We start from the raw sequence: 14719 nt of genomic DNA, 5'->3' as shown, positions 1-14719 counted from the left end.
ATCATGGAACTATTCAATTTGGAAGGGAAAACCGCTTTAGTCACAGGCGCTTCAAAAGGCTTGGGGCAAGCAATGAGTATCGCTCTGGCAAAAGCAGGCGCCGACATTGTGGGCGTTGCTCGAACGTCCACACTGGAGACACAAGCAAAAATAGAAAAGCACGGTAAAAAATTTATTGGTATCGAAGTCGATTTAGGTGAAAAAAATTCGATTAACTCAATCGTCGACACACTTGCCACGGTTGATATTACTCCAGACATCTTAGTGAACAACGCCGGCATTATTAGAAGAAATGACAGCATTCAGTTTTCTGAAGAGGACTGGGACAGCGTGATGAACATCAACCTCAAATCCGTTTTTTTCCTCAGTCAAGCCATGGTTCAACAGTGGGTTGCGCAAAAACGTCCTGGAAAAATCATCAATATCGCTTCCATGCTGTCTTTCCAAGGTGGCATACGTGTCCCTTCATATACCGCCAGTAAAACTGGCGTTTTAGGCTTAACGCGCATCGGCGCTTGTGAATGGGCGCCCTTTGATATCAACGTGAACGCCATTGCGCCGGGTTATATGGCAACCGACAACACCGAGGCGCTAAGAAAGGACAAAGTCAGAAACAGTGAAATTCTAAACCGGATCCCCGCAGGTCGATGGGGCGAATCGGAAGACATGGAAGGGGCAGTGGTATTTCTGGCATCTGGGGCGTCTAACTATGTTAACGGTACTGTACTCACCGTAGATGGCGGTTGGCAAGCGCGATAGCCATTACCACCTCAACGTTGCAGAGCAAAGCTGAGGTGGTGCGCTGTGTTCATACTATGTTAAAAAACAAGGAGGTTTAAAAACAAGGACGTAAGAGAAATAAAGTGACCTGTACTATCTGACTTCAAGTCATTGGAATATTAAGCGATTAAACATTTCCAAGTTTGCCCGATGACATCGGGCTTTTTTTTTAAATAAACCATCACACCGTGCACATCGAAGCCTTTTCGAAAAAGCGCGGGGAAGTCCTGTTTCGTGCTGTTGTTAATGTCGATTATCAGTACGAATCCAAAGACAGCTAGCCTGTCCCATTTAACGGCTCTCATTCAATCAACGCTCATAGGAAACAACAAATCCGACATAAAACGGACAAACCGAGCCATTAAGCTCGGTTTCTCTTCACGATGTTTTACCCATCACTGTGTGGCGTTCTTAACAAAACCTCAAGATTTCGACACCAAATCTAACGGAACGGAGATAACAAACCGCGCCCCAGATTCAATATCATTCATGCTTTCAATTTGCCCTTTAAGCAACTGCGTAACAAGGTTATAGACAATGTTCGCCCCCAACCCCGTTCCACCCTGACCCCGTTTTGTTGTAACAAATGGCTCAAAGATTCGGTCGTTTACTTCGCTTGAAATGCCTTTCCCCGTATCGCAATAATCGATAACCAAATTACCCATTTCCGATGTAATGGTCATCGAAATGCGCCTTTCCCCCTCCCAACCATCGAACCCGTGTTTCAAGCTGTTTGTAATTAGGTTCGTGAAAATTTGCACATAAGCACTGGGATAACTTTCGATACTTAAATGGTCTTCACACTGAACGTCTATTTTAGCGTCATACCGTTTAAGCTCATGCGAAAGCGAAACAATGAGCTTCTCTAAATGCTCTTTAAATAAAAATGGATAATAGGACTGATCGGATTGATCGACCGCCACTTGTTTAAAGCTCGAAACCAACGTTTCTGCCCTTTGCAAATTCGACGTTAAGATAGAAACTGATTCAAAAATGCCCTCCAACGATGCCGAGAACTTTGAACGCGTAAGCTTTCCAGACTCAAACTCCTCTGCTAACCTTTTTATCTGATTTTCAAGAAATGAGCTTGCCGTAATACTGATCCCAAGGGGCGTATTGATTTCATGAGCGACCCCTCCCACCAAGCCACCTAGCGACGCCATTTTCTCTTTCTCGACAATGCTTTTTTGCGCGGCTTTTAGCTCATCCAATGTCGATTCTAACGTGGCCGTTCTATCTTGAACCATCACTTCTAGGTTTTCTTTAAAGCGGATTTCTTGATCCAAAAGCTTCTGCTTATCGTCGAGAGCTTCGGCTAATTGTTTTCTGGATTCCATCACCACATCGTAGGAACACGTAAGTTCCGTGCACATTTTGTTGACGATGGTAACCATAAAATCAATTTCATCACCGTATTGCTTATTTCTGTCGATCACCATTGGCGGGTTAACTTGCTTAAATTGATACTCTCTAAAGTACTGGCTCATTTGGTTAAGGGGGTTGGTGACAAGGCGGCTCACAATAAAAATAATGAACCCTGCGACAAAGAAGGTTTTTAAGCCATTCGACATTAATATTAGTAAGCCTTTGTTTATCAGCTTTTGGTAGACAACACTCAAGTCGGACTGAATGGTCAATGTGCCAATATCGATCACCTTGCCGCCAATATACTCATGTTGCAAGACGACCGATTGTTTGATGACGTGCTTGTCCAAATGAGTGCCGGATCGCCAAACATCGCCATCTTTACTTTCAACCTGAACATACGTTATTTCAGGAATGCTCATAATCCCATTGACTTGAGATTCAATGAGATCACTATTTAAAACCCACAAGCTGGCTGCCAAGGCACTTTTGTAAGACGTAAATATATACTCTTGGCTAGATCTAATGTCTTTTTTATCAATCACATAGTCTGTATACAGCTGAAAGATCGTAATAAAAACAGTTACTAACGAACTAAACATCACGATCCTAAACGCTAACCGCTTATTTATAGATCGAACCCTTGGAAGACGAGATTGAACCGTCTCTTCTTTCGCTGTCCCTTCCTTCGCCATACCTTCTTTAGCCATAAAAGCTATCTGTAGTTATCTAACAGTTCATCAAGCGTCCCATCTCTTCTCATGCTGTCGAGGTTAGAAGAAATAAGTTGGATATACTTTTGATCGCGACCGACAACGTAAATGGCATTTTTTAGAGGGAATATTTCGTGGAAAACCAACCCTTCCATATTTTCCACGCCTGCCTGACGAGCGTAGTAATACGCCATACTTCGATCTAACAGAATCACCTGCGCACGATCTTTCATCAACATCTCAAATTGCGCCTGCTGATTTTCTATTTCCTTGTATCCTTCCCAGTTTTTTAGCTCTTGATTATAAAAAGTGCTAAACGGCTCTTTTAAGTGTTGATTGGCATTGTTAAACCCAACAATATACTTACCTTTCAGGTCAGAAATTCTGTCGATTTTGAGTTGGCTAGAAGCTTTAGAAACGGCCACATTATCAAACTCATAAATCTTTCCGTAAGAATAGTCGACTCTGAAGTTAAGTGGTGTACCGATAAATATATCAAGCTCTTCAAACGCGTTAAGAGGATCTTGATCGAACTGCTTACTTGGGAATTCATAATTCACGACGTTATACCCCGACCTCCCCAATGCCTGAGTCACCAAATCCACTAAAATACCCGAATTACCCACAACGAAAGGCGGGATCCCCACGACAAACCCGACGTTAACGGTGTTTTCCTTAGCCATACTCACATTGGTCAATAAATTGCATAATATTGCAAATACAATCACGGTCCACTTTTTCATTATTCTTATCTCTCTAATTGACATAAAGCGCTAACGTGCTCCATGTGCTCTTTTAAAGTGACTTCATGTTCAAAAAGTATAGAAGCTATACAATTTAGCTGCTTAGACAAGGAGTACATAAATCAAAAATGGGGCATATCATTTTGATATAAATAGATAAAAAATACGGGGGAGAAAGGGAATTTGACTAAATACCGACCACTCTAAGGCCATTTGGAATATGCCAGATATTCTGGGTTCGTACCTTTTGCAAGACTCCCCGTTACTGTACAGAACGTTCGCGATAGAACGTTCGCGATAGAACGTTCGCGATAGAACGTTCGCGATAGAACGTTCGCGATAGAACGTTCGCGATAGAACGTTCGCGATAGAACGTTCGCGCTAGCTCAATCACGTTGGTGCTGTCTGCGAGATTGACCATGGACCCCGCAATAAAGGCTCCCTTCCGGCTGCCGCCTACTCGGAAAAGAATTCATATAACATCCTCTCAACATGATTACCCATAGAAAGAAGCAAATACGATTTTACTTCCTCAAGATACACGCCAAGTATCATATTGAATGTAATAAAAATATTAGGGAGCGAAAAACTGGCTCCGATATTGATTCGGGGAAATGCTGAGCTGCTTTCTAAAATGGTGACGCATGGTAATGGCATTTTCAAACCCACTAAGCTCTGCGACTTTCTCGACACTATAGCTTTCGTTTTCCAATAACGCTTTGGCTTTCTCAAGCCGTTGCCGCGTAAGCCACGATTTAGGGCTTAAATGAAAACTGGTACGAAATTTACGGTCGAATGTTCGACGCGACATGCTAGCGCGTGATGCGAGATCATCGATCTCAATATGTTCATTTAGATGTGAAAGCGCCCAGTCTATGGCTTGCGAAAACTGATTGGGAACGGCCAAAATAGGGGTTTCCACAAACTGGGATTGCCCTCCCAACCGATGAGCCGATACCACCAACCTTCTCGCCACTTGATTCGCAATGGCGTAACCATAGTCCCGCCGAATAATTTCTAGCCCAAGGTCAATCGCCGATGCGCTTCCAGCGGAACACCCGATGTGCCCATCGTATACGTACAACACATCGTCAATATAATGAAGATGCTTGAAACGTTGCTGGAATACGTCGGCATATCGCCAATGCGTTGTCGTATTCCGTCCATTCAATACGCCTAACTCCGCCAATAAAAAAGCACCAGAACAGAAAGAGACCAAGCGCTTTCCCGCTTGATGACACTCGACAACAGAGGCCTTTAAAATGGGTGGGATCGCCACACCATGTACAGGCCAACTTGGCACCACCAACATATCGTAGTCTTGCAAGCTGCCCACCTGCTTGGCATGAAGAAGTAATCCAGCCGTAGAAGCAAATGGCTCAGGCTCAAATGACACAACATCACATTGATACCAGTCATCGAAATCCGGCCTTGGCAAACCAAACAACTCAACCGCACACGCCAGTTCAAACAACGCCACATTGGGATAACTTAATATCGCAACACGTATACCCTTCCGCATCCTTTACTCCCCTATTTTTGGGTTAAATAACCTGAACTCGGGATAAGAGATTAGGTTAAATATCATTTTGGCTGGAAATTATCGAACTATGACTTACAAGCCAATAGTAAGCCAACGGAAAGCAACTCACAATGATGACGACCTTGACACACTGGAAACAACCAATAAAAAAGGAGAGGCTTATGTCATCAGCGGTCACAAGAACACCAGCAGCACCAAGCAAAGACGCCCTAGCGCATTTCGAGTCGCTATTAAGGTTCGAAACAGATTGTTGGGATGTGCACCACGCCTTAACCAACAGCCGACAAGATTTTGTACTGCTTGATGTGCGCGGTGAATCGGTTTTCGACACTGGCTATATAAGTGGCGCCATCAATTTACCTCACTCGCGCATTAACCCAAAAACCCTATTAGAGTATCCAGAAGATACGTTATTCATTGTCTATTGCGCCGGACCACACTGTAACGCGACGGAAAAGGCAGCCATTCGACTCGCCAAATTAGGAAGACCAGTCAAGAAAATGATTGGAGGCGTAACAGGTTGGGTGGATGAAGGGTTTACTCTTACTCAGCCATAAAGCTATAAATCTATAAATCTATAAATCTATAAATCTATAAATCTATAAATCTATAAAGCTATAAAGCTATAAAGCTATAAAGCTATAAAGCTATAAGGGTACGTGTGTACCCTTTTGGGCTGCTTATTTCAGAGCAGAACATCCCCTACCAACTCGCCGGATTCGCCTCAATGCATACGGGTGTAAAACCACATCGACTTAATGCGCGTTCTCATACACACGACCAAAAAAAAGCGACTTGCCCAATACCTGAGCAACCTCAACCTGCATTCCAAAAAATAATGTCTTTTGTGTAAAAGCCATTGCTCTTTTTGGAGCAAATAAATATAAAGCAAATTATCACTAAAATATTTCAAGCAGTAATACGCGTTAATGTGATTTTGTCCCTTGCTACCTTTCTTTTTTATGGTAATTTCCTATTCAACCACACATAAACGAATCTTTTAACTAGGAAAACATCATGTCAGAAAAAGTAGTGGGTAGCGTAAAATGGTTCAACGAATCTAAAGGCTTTGGTTTTATTCAGCAAGAAAATGGACCCGACGTATTTGCGCATTTCTCAGCAATTACAGGTGACGGCTTCCGCACCTTAGTAGAAGGTCAGAAGGTCGAATTCAAAGTCACTCAGGGAAATAAAGGTCCTCAAGCAGAAGAGATTTCTGTTCTTTAATGCGTTGGATTTATAAAAAATAGCCAGATGATTCTGGCTATTTTTTTGGGGTCATAGGCTCAAACGCCCCTTCATGCTTTTCGTGCTTCAAACCTACCTTTCATGCCCTCAACCATGTAGAGTTGCCGTTTTTATTCGCAAAGAACGTGTAAAAAAGACACACCTACATTTTCGCCACTCTGCGGCATTTTCTCGTTGCATACCTAAGCCATTTTTACCTGAGCACCAAGTTTGATTGAATGCCCTTTAGCTTATTTTAAATATGAACTTAAGGTTATTTTAAATATGAACTTAAGGTTATTTTAAATATGAACTTAAGGTTATTTTAAATATGAACTTAAGATTATAATGAAAATCGGCTTCCGAAGAAGCCGATAACGTAAAGATCCGCAAGCCTTAAACATAAACTGTCTCGCTTGCGTATGTAAGAGCTAAGGCGACCTAGTTACAAGTTTTGACTAAGCTCCAGAAATTCCAGTGATCACTGAATGGATTCACACCCCAGTTAGTCTCGTTAGCCTCAAACATAGAACCTTCTGAAATCACGTTCTCACCTTGATTGTACACCTTGTAAAGATCCCAATCAGCCACGCCTGTACACGCATCCGCTGGCGGTGTTGTTACCCCCCCATCTGGAGAGATCCCCGATATCTTATTGATCCATGGGAGATATGTCGTTACATCAGTAAATGCTTGTATACCAAAGCATTCTCTTGGACCCCAAGCTACCACCCCAAATACATAAAAATTGTTATCCGATTGTTTAGCAAACGGACCACCACTGTCACCGCTGCATACCGATGCATTCACGTCGATAGCACATAAATGGTCGCTTGAAATGTCCTTCCCAGGAGTACCATAGTTAGCAAGGAATGCATTACACTCATCATAAGTGACTACCTTCATGTCTCCCTCTCTCATAACAGGACTAGATTTCCTAATTGAACGATCATATTGCCCCCAACCAGATGCTTTCAGGATACTGCCAGGTGAAGCGAATTGTGACTTCAACTCAGAAGTCGGCAATTTCGCTACTTGGTATTTAGAGTTCACAGGTGTAGAGAGTTTTATTAAGCCAATGTCGTATCCCGTTTTGGGTGCGTCAGTATAACCCTCATGTGCATAAATGTTGGATACGTTGTGAGTCTCCCCCTGATCCGTACGCAAGTCAGTTACACCAACTCGAATTTGTATTTGCTCTGGTGTCTTTTTAGCTAAACAGTGTGCTGCAGTCAGTACCCAATCTGGCGCGATCAATGTTCCACCACAAAACATTCTGCCCTTGCTGGTTAGCGCAACTTGATAAGGCACCGTTGAATGAGACGCCACTTCTTTGCCCCCAATAATCCTTGGTTGTGCGACATCTTCTGCTGCGTAAGCTTGTGATCCCCCCAGAGCTCCTAAAACTAAAGCGGTAAGCAATTGCATTTTACCTTTCATCATTAATTACCTTCTAATTAATTGTCTAATTGATTGTGCTCTTTCGAGCGTCTGGACAAGATTTAGGTCGCCAACCTCTTAGCGAAGCTGGCTCAGATAACTTAGTTACCGACTTAAATCATGCCTTGATAATCACATAATGCGTTGATACCTCAGTGGTAGACGTTTGCTTAAAATAAAGCGCTCTGAATATAAATAGAGAATTTCAGACATAAAAACGCCTTAAGAATATCAATGCTTAAGTGATTTATTACTGATTTATAGTGAGTGTTAATATAGAAAAAGTAACAAAAAGACCTAAAGCTCACCCCTAACAAGTTAAACTAAAAGAATATAATTGATACTTAAATCCATTGATTAATCACTTAAAGAAAACACTATTAAAATTTAACCACACCTCCTTTCATTAAATTTATAAATTAAATCCTTATTTAAATTATCTAAATTTAAATCTAAGTACATAAGAAAATCGTCACTCGTTAATTTGATGAGATCACCATCACATAATAATGACCAGCATTAAAAATAGGCGGAATACGAATCACATATTTTTGTCAAGCAGACCTATTCCTCTTTATAACAAAAAGAAAATAATGACCTTAACTTATTGTATTTTATGGATTTATTTATTTTATTTACTTAAAAGCTCAAAATATTAATAAAAATACAGCCTATTACTATACGAATAATCATAAAAGGAAAGCCCGACAAATCTGTTTAAATTTTGCGCGTATCGCTTTTAAATCACACTAAAAAAACCATTAGTTATTGAAATTGTTAGCTTTTATTGAAATTAGACCAATATCATATTATGCTATGAAATTTCATCGTTCTATCATATTTTTAAGAATGTAAACTATTACATTCATGTTTTACTCCCTATCTTTTTTTTTATGACTTTCCTCATAAATATTACTAATATCATACATATTAATCACATTAATCCGCATATTACGTCGCAATTTTCATTTATTAAACATGGAAATATAGAACCAAGAACAGACAAATGATAGCCGCATAGAATCAAGGCTATATAGACTCCGTCTCTATCTCCAATTGACTTCTATTGTTGTTCTTAAAAAAATGAGAGATAAAAAATATGATGATCATCCACTAAATAAGGAAACAAGATGAGAATTAAGTGATTAACATCTGAATTAATCGCACTATTTAGCTTCCCAGTATTTACTCATAACGGCTCAAGCTTTAGTAAATAAAACAACATATGAATGAAGAAACATTCAGAAAGACGGTAATATTTACAGCCCAATAAAATACACGGATGCCAATCCGTACCTATTTTTGGAAAAGCATCCCAGAATATCGTAAAGATCGACAACTGTATTACACGGCCATCCTCAGCAATTATTTAATAACGTCACATCCCAATGTATTCTTTCTGGCGATGAAATAACCCATTACACCGAGATAACCCAAACACTGTCTATGTCGCCAATAAAAGAGAAGGTCATCAGCATGGGGAGAAAGCGACGGATAGGACACTGAAGCGCCCATTTTCTGTAGAACATACCGAAACGTCTCTGAAAGCAAGTCGCCTTAAATTTGAAGAGGTTATTGATGGGAAGCAAAGTTCGATAGCGGTGGAAGCGAAATCGGCAACCACCTCACAGATCGAAGCGAATGCTATGGTGATACACCTATGGGGGGGTTATAGGCGGCAGAAACGTCATGGCTTACCTACCACCGTTAGAAGCTCGAATGGCTAGCCTTGCGCGCAAAAATAGCGATTGCGCTTTTAAAGTGCAGCTGACCTCAGCTTTCTACGACAAAGCTGAGGTTAAAGTTGAAGCTGAGGTTAAAGTTGAGGTTGAGGTTGAGGTTGAAGTTGAGGTGAAAATTGTTGAATCATGTTTGAGAAGCTTCCATGTTCAAATATTCAATCAATTCGGCTAATGGCAGTTCTTTTGAAAATGCCCAGCCTTGACCATATTCCACACCCATCTCTTTAAGAATCCGATGCTGTATGGTGTTTTCAATCCCCTCAGCGACCAACACCAAATTTTCCTGTTTGGCTATTGCCACAATATGCTCAATCAGTGATGAACGAATGGAAGCATCTTCCATTTCCTGAATGAAGCTTCGGTCTATCTTTAGGCAATGCGCATTCATCTTACGCAACTGGTGCAGGTTGGAATAACCTGTTCCGAAATCGTCAATGGCAATTTGCATACCGTTGTCTCGTAGTACACGAAGCTTGTGCAGCGCAGAACTGTCCTCTAGCTCCTCACTTTCCGTAACTTCAAGCACTAAAACACCCTTAAAACGATACTCACCTTCCTGCGTTGTAAGCTCTAAAATCGACTTCTGGTTTACATCGGTTGAAAAGATGTTCACATTCAATTTGAAATCCGGCGAAAGCCCTTCGATATGATGAAGCTCAGAAATCGATTTCTTCATCATATTCTGAGTAAACTTCCAAGTTTGCCCAGATTGAATAATGATCGGGATAAACTCTGCGGGGTAGATACAGCCCTGACGGTCAATAAAGCGAGCCAGCATTTCCACGCCAATCACCTTGTTGGTATGAAGATCGACAATAGGCTGATAAACGCAGTGAAAGCCGTCTTGTTTGATGGCTTTTCGAATGCGATACAGGTTAGAAAAAAGGTATCGAAGCCACTTAGAACTAATCATGTAAGCAAACAACCCAATTAATAGACTGGTGGCGATGGTAAACACGTTCAGCACCACGGTATCGCTATCGGTTTTTTCATTAGGGTTAAGCTGAAGTGCTAAACAAAACTGACTCACGTTATCACAGCGTTTAACAACGTTGCTGCTGCCCCCTTCTAAAAAATCGATAACATTTGGCAAGGGCTTGTCGTACAACCCTTCCAAACCATCAAAGTGAACTGACTCGTTATCTTGTAGATACACCAGTTCCCATAAGAATGAGTCTTCAATCAACTCGTGCAGTGCACCTTCATCCAGCACGACATTGTAATTGCCTTTTCGAATCACCAAAGAATCGTACTTATTATCTAGAATAATCAGCTTAACGTGTCGCCAAAACTTAAAGCCCGTTCTTGTTTCAAGGTAAGGCTCAGCTCCCCCAATAAAAGGGGGTAATAATTTTCCTTTTCCAGTAGTGCAAAACAATGTCTGCTTTTCTAGATAGCCAATATCTTTGATGTAATCAGAAGTGAACAGCAACTTGCGCATCAATAGATTATGTTCTTCAGAACACGTACGCAGATTGAGACGATTGAGGCGTGTTAAAACATCAATCACCTCGCTGTGAACATTGTCGATGGTTTCGAGCACATTGTCTGCATCGTCATTTTGTTCCAACCATAAATAGTAACTAACTGTACCTTGTATTGAAAAATAACTTAAAAGAGAGATCGCAGATGCTATCGCGAAAGCTTTTAAGACAAGGCGCTTCTCCCTTGAATTCGATTTCATTTTGCCAACTTAGCCCGTTGCTCAACATTTATGAGGCAGTCATATCTGCCATCACATCATAGGTATAGGCTTAGGCTCTACTGACCCAATCACCTATTCACCTATTCACCTATATATTTAACATAGCCGTGATACTTTATTGTTTAGTATGTTAACAAAATCTGTGGATTGATATGAGCTCAGTTCATCATTCTCACCATTGACACGCACTTGTCGGAATCTCATTTTTGATCGCCTCTCCCCGCGGCCGAAATCATCACATTTCCGCTGCATTTGAAGATCAAGATCACACATTGAACAAAACAATAACGGCTCGCTTTTCAGCCTAATTGGTATTTTGCCCGTATTAAAATAGCCGTTAGAAAAACGGCAATGGATCGCCCGCCACACAGGTGAAGTGTTTACCTCTCATCTTTAGTACCTCGCTCCATTGGGCTGCCCGCCCCCATTAGGGGCAAAGTATCTCCCCAGCAACGCAATCACACCGTATATAAGCGGGATAGACAAGAGCCACCGTTAACTCCCCCTATTTTTTAACCAAACAAAAAATAACATTAAAAGCAAACAGTTAAATAGATCGCATTTTTATATGGTCAAAACTGGATTTTTGCACTTTAGTGCTTGTTGTTTCTGGCATTTTTCGGCAATATTCACCGTTCACTGCCGCACAGGCAGCTTAGAAATTGGGATATCAATGATTGCCTTGTGCGCTCAAGTTCACTGCCGCACAGGCAGCTTAGAAATTCAATGTAAACCTTAACTGAATACTCTTTAGGTTCACTGCCGCACAGGCAGCTTAGAAATTAACCGCAATCGGCGCTGTGTAAATTGGATGGTTCACTGCCGCACAGGCAGCTTAGAAATTTTTCACCCACCTTCATATCTCTTTCCTCTTGTTCACTGCCGCACAGGCAGCTTAGAAATGCAATTGGGTAGTTGTGCCAAGATGTGCTGAGTTCACTGCCGCACAGGCAGCTTAGAAATGAAATACCAACGGGCAGAATTGAAAAATAGCGTTCACTGCCGCACAGGCAGCCATCACTCCATCGTGTATTTCCACGGCGATTCGAATTGTTTGACCGTATGGGAAGCGCGGTATGCCTGATGCAGCAAGTCGGCGGCGGCGATTTGCTCATCCGTGAGTGTCTCCTTCACGGCTAATTCTTCTTTTTCAATTCGTTTGCGCGTTCCGCTTAACTTGTCAGACCCTATCGCATCCAAGTAATTTTGGTAGTAGCTGTAAGACTTCACCAAATCGGCTTCTACTCTGGTTTTTGGGTAGCGACCGGCGTAAGCCTTAGCAAGTAACACGAGCGATGTGGCATCGCCTTGTTCTACGGCGCTTTCCATCCAACTGACCGCTTCATGGGTTTTGTCGGTATCAATCAATAACTGAATCGTCTTTTTTATGGCAGGGAGATACCCCAATTGGGCAAGCTGCGCATACCGTTTTTTCACTTCCAGCATCCGATTGCCCGGTAACACAAACCACTCTTCAAAGCCCAGTTCTAGCAACTCAATTTCAGCGTATTGGGCGGGCAAATAGCCTTGTTCCAGTGCTTTGCCAAGCCAGTACTTTGCCTGCTTATATTGGTCTTCTCTATATCGATAAAAAAGCGTCAGCATGGCTTTGTTATTCCCCTCTTCCGCCGCTTTTTCTAACGCGGTTAGGTAGCGGGTTTGCCACTTAATGCGCTGCTGCTCGCCACCCGCACGAGGGGTTAACGCCAACCGCTGCATCGCCCATACGTTGCCACTGTCGGCCGAGCGAAGGGTATACTCAACAATGTCTTCTTCACGGCGCGCCGCATACGGTAGGGTTGCCAGCTCATCGGCGTAAAGCAACGCGGCCATAGAGTGTCCGCCGTCTGCCGCGAATTTTAAATACTGTAATGCTTGCTCGTTGTGGTATTGCAATCTTAACGTGTTGCCTTTATCAAACGCGTCTTGCGGTGAAATATCCTCTATCTCATTAATGGCAGCGCTATTTAGGGAAACCCCAAGCAGCATCCCACACAATATGCGGATCCCCCTTTTCATTGCCCTACCACCGTCTCTTCTTGCCGCGCGACGTCAACATTTTTACCCGATACCGCAGGATACTGTGCCCTACCAGAAAGTGCGTTCTGGTACGAGGACAACTGCCAAACAATGCGTGCCACACGCTCTTGTAATACCACCAGCTCTTCCTTCGCGAGTTCGTAGTTCTGTTTATCGATTTGCTCCTGAATATACGCATTACGGCTGTATATCGGGGAAAGGCTTAAAATGTATTGTTCTAACCTTTCGGCGCTTTCTTTGTTCTTCGCCCGTTTAGAGCCATTCACTAAATTCGCGGCCAACGTTCTTGCGGTGTAAAAACGCTCCAAATCTCGCTCCAGCTCCTCTTTGTAGGATTGGCTTTGGGCTTCGACTCGTTCTATTGCGTCTTTCACCTCAACGCTATTTGGAAACAGCTCTTTCGCTTTTTCTACCAGCATAACGACATTGACGTACTGCTGATACACCGTAATTTCCAAGTCTTTGCTCATGGCACCAACAAGCGCCGAGCGAATAATGTATTGTTCATCCAACGGCAGTTCGGCGACCGATTCTTCCGTCATCTTCGACAGCAATTCTTCGGTCGGAGCAGACACCGTATTTTTCATGCTCTCTGTGGCATGACACACTTTTAACCGCTCGATGGAATAGTAATACGCGGCACCAAGGCTCAGGGCCCAAGCTAAAACAAACATAAACATCCAAATATTTCGGCTTGTTTTGCGGGAGTGATCGATAGGCAAATCCGAGACTGGCGCGTTCGGCCTTGTTACCGTTTCAATGCGATCAATGTGCTCGAAAATGGAGAACGCAATACTTTCGAACTTAGGTAACTCTTCAGGCTGAAAACGCTCACACAGCTCGTGAAGGTCTTGCAATGCACGTTCGCAGCGATACAAATCGCGGATCTGATCTTTATTCGGTTTGATCAGTTTTAAATCCGACGTGACCTTACTGGTCATCCACTGGATAATTTCTTGCTTGTGGCGGCTGGATAACGCCTTGTGCTCATTGTCTTCCACATACGCGGTAAGCATCAGTTCAAGGCCAGAGGCAAACCCTTTTATCCCTTCCACTTTAAAGCTAGCAACCGAGAAATAGCTGGTCAGCAGAAAGTCCATTCCCATCTCTGTGCCCAGCTTTACGCATTCATTAAACACCGATTCCCATTGAGTCGAACCAGAAAGAAACCCCATTCGACCATTAATTTCATTGCGAATTTTCTGATAGCGTTCGGAGTCCCTGAGCGACGGTTGATCGCTCAGTATGGTGAAAATTCCATGATCGATATAAATTCTGTTTGACACCAGAATACCTTTTATTTTTTGCGAAACTTATTGGTGTCGCAAATTGTTGATGGAACATATTGTTAACGGAGCAAATTGTTAACGAAGCAAATTGTTAACGGAGCAAATTATTGACGAAGCAAATTATTAACAAAG

Annotated in this window: 10 protein-coding genes and 1 CRISPR repeat array; of the genes, 3 read left to right on the top strand and 7 right to left on the bottom strand. The window is 42.4% G+C overall.

Annotated features, from left to right (window positions below):
* Positions 1-3: 3 nt before the first annotated feature.
* Positions 4-759: a 2-dehydro-3-deoxy-D-gluconate 5-dehydrogenase KduD gene (gene kduD, locus HC752_RS08745; protein ID WP_190334762.1), complete on the top strand. Its 756-nt coding sequence runs from the start codon at positions 4-6 to the stop codon at positions 757-759.
* A 443-nt stretch (positions 760-1202) separates the two neighbouring features.
* Here kduD and HC752_RS08740 read toward each other — a convergent pair whose 3' ends face one another.
* The 3 genes from HC752_RS08740 to HC752_RS08730 form a co-directional block, all read right to left on the bottom strand.
* Complete coding sequence (locus tag HC752_RS08740) at positions 1203-2855, bottom strand: sensor histidine kinase (protein WP_190334761.1); 1653 nt, start codon at positions 2853-2855, stop codon at positions 1203-1205.
* Between the two features lie 5 nt (positions 2856-2860).
* Positions 2861-3601, bottom strand: coding sequence for a substrate-binding periplasmic protein (locus HC752_RS08735; protein ID WP_190334760.1), 741 nt, complete (start codon positions 3599-3601; stop codon positions 2861-2863).
* A 574-nt stretch (positions 3602-4175) separates the two neighbouring features.
* On the bottom strand, positions 4176-5123 hold the full coding sequence (locus HC752_RS08730; RefSeq protein WP_190334759.1) for a helix-turn-helix domain-containing protein: 948 nt from the start codon (positions 5121-5123) through the stop codon (positions 4176-4178).
* 182 nt (positions 5124-5305) lie between these two features.
* On the opposite strand from HC752_RS08730, the gene HC752_RS08725 reads away from it, so the two are divergent.
* Both HC752_RS08725 and HC752_RS08720 read left to right on the top strand, forming a co-directional pair.
* Entirely contained in the window at positions 5306-5701 is a 396-nt protein-coding gene (locus HC752_RS08725; RefSeq protein WP_190334758.1) for a rhodanese-like domain-containing protein, read from the top strand.
* A 460-nt stretch (positions 5702-6161) separates the two neighbouring features.
* A complete protein-coding gene (locus HC752_RS08720) occupies positions 6162-6371 on the top strand; it encodes a cold-shock protein (protein WP_190334757.1) in 210 nt (69 codons plus the stop codon).
* 441 nt (positions 6372-6812) lie between these two features.
* Here the strand turns inward: HC752_RS08720 and HC752_RS08715 are convergent, their stop codons facing one another.
* The 4 genes from HC752_RS08715 to HC752_RS08705 form a co-directional block, all read right to left on the bottom strand.
* The gene (locus tag HC752_RS08715) at positions 6813-7814 is read right to left on the bottom strand and encodes a S1 family peptidase (RefSeq protein WP_238930470.1); all 1002 of its coding nucleotides are present in this window, start codon (positions 7812-7814) and stop codon (positions 6813-6815) included.
* Positions 7815-9677: 1863 nt separating this feature from the next.
* Entirely contained in the window at positions 9678-11237 is a 1560-nt protein-coding gene (locus HC752_RS08710; protein WP_190334756.1) for an EAL domain-containing protein, read from the bottom strand.
* Between the two features lie 655 nt (positions 11238-11892).
* A CRISPR array of direct repeats spans positions 11893-12222; the repeat unit is 30 nt; unit sequence GTTCACTGCCGCACAGGCAGCTTAGAAATT.
* A 53-nt stretch (positions 12223-12275) separates the two neighbouring features.
* Positions 12276-13277 carry a hypothetical protein gene (locus tag HC752_RS25415; protein WP_446751429.1) on the bottom strand — a complete coding sequence of 334 codons (1002 nt, stop codon included), beginning with the start codon at positions 13275-13277 and terminating at the stop codon, positions 12276-12278.
* Positions 13274-14584 carry a type VI secretion system ImpA family N-terminal domain-containing protein gene (locus HC752_RS08705; protein ID WP_190334755.1) on the bottom strand — a complete coding sequence of 437 codons (1311 nt, stop codon included), beginning with the start codon at positions 14582-14584 and terminating at the stop codon, positions 13274-13276. Before HC752_RS08705 ends, HC752_RS25415 begins: the two co-directional genes overlap by 4 nt.
* Between the last annotated feature and the right edge of the window lie 135 nt (positions 14585-14719).

The sequence above is a fragment of the Vibrio sp. S9_S30 genome, from assembly GCF_014694455.1.
Lineage (GTDB): Bacteria > Pseudomonadota > Gammaproteobacteria > Enterobacterales > Vibrionaceae > Vibrio.
The sequence above is the reverse complement of the archived record's forward strand: the minus strand, read 5'-3'. Positions and strand labels throughout refer to the sequence as shown.

Coding starts and splice junctions, on each gene's coding strand:
- HC752_RS25415 (WP_446751429.1), bottom strand. CDS start 13,277: ATGAAAAGGGGGATCCGCATATTGTGTGGGATGCTGCTTGGGGTTTCC.
- HC752_RS08715 (WP_238930470.1), bottom strand. CDS start 7,814: ATGATGAAAGGTAAAATGCAATTGCTTACCGCTTTAGTTTTAGGAGCT.
- HC752_RS08740 (WP_190334761.1), bottom strand. CDS start 2,855: ATGGCTAAAGAAGGTATGGCGAAGGAAGGGACAGCGAAAGAAGAGACG.
- HC752_RS08710 (WP_190334756.1), bottom strand. CDS start 11,237: ATGAAATCGAATTCAAGGGAGAAGCGCCTTGTCTTAAAAGCTTTCGCG.
- HC752_RS08720 (WP_190334757.1), top strand. CDS start 6,162: ATGTCAGAAAAAGTAGTGGGTAGCGTAAAATGGTTCAACGAATCTAAA.
- kduD (WP_190334762.1), top strand. CDS start 4: ATGGAACTATTCAATTTGGAAGGGAAAACCGCTTTAGTCACAGGCGCT.
- HC752_RS08725 (WP_190334758.1), top strand. CDS start 5,306: ATGTCATCAGCGGTCACAAGAACACCAGCAGCACCAAGCAAAGACGCC.
- HC752_RS08735 (WP_190334760.1), bottom strand. CDS start 3,601: ATGAAAAAGTGGACCGTGATTGTATTTGCAATATTATGCAATTTATTG.
- HC752_RS08730 (WP_190334759.1), bottom strand. CDS start 5,123: ATGCGGAAGGGTATACGTGTTGCGATATTAAGTTATCCCAATGTGGCG.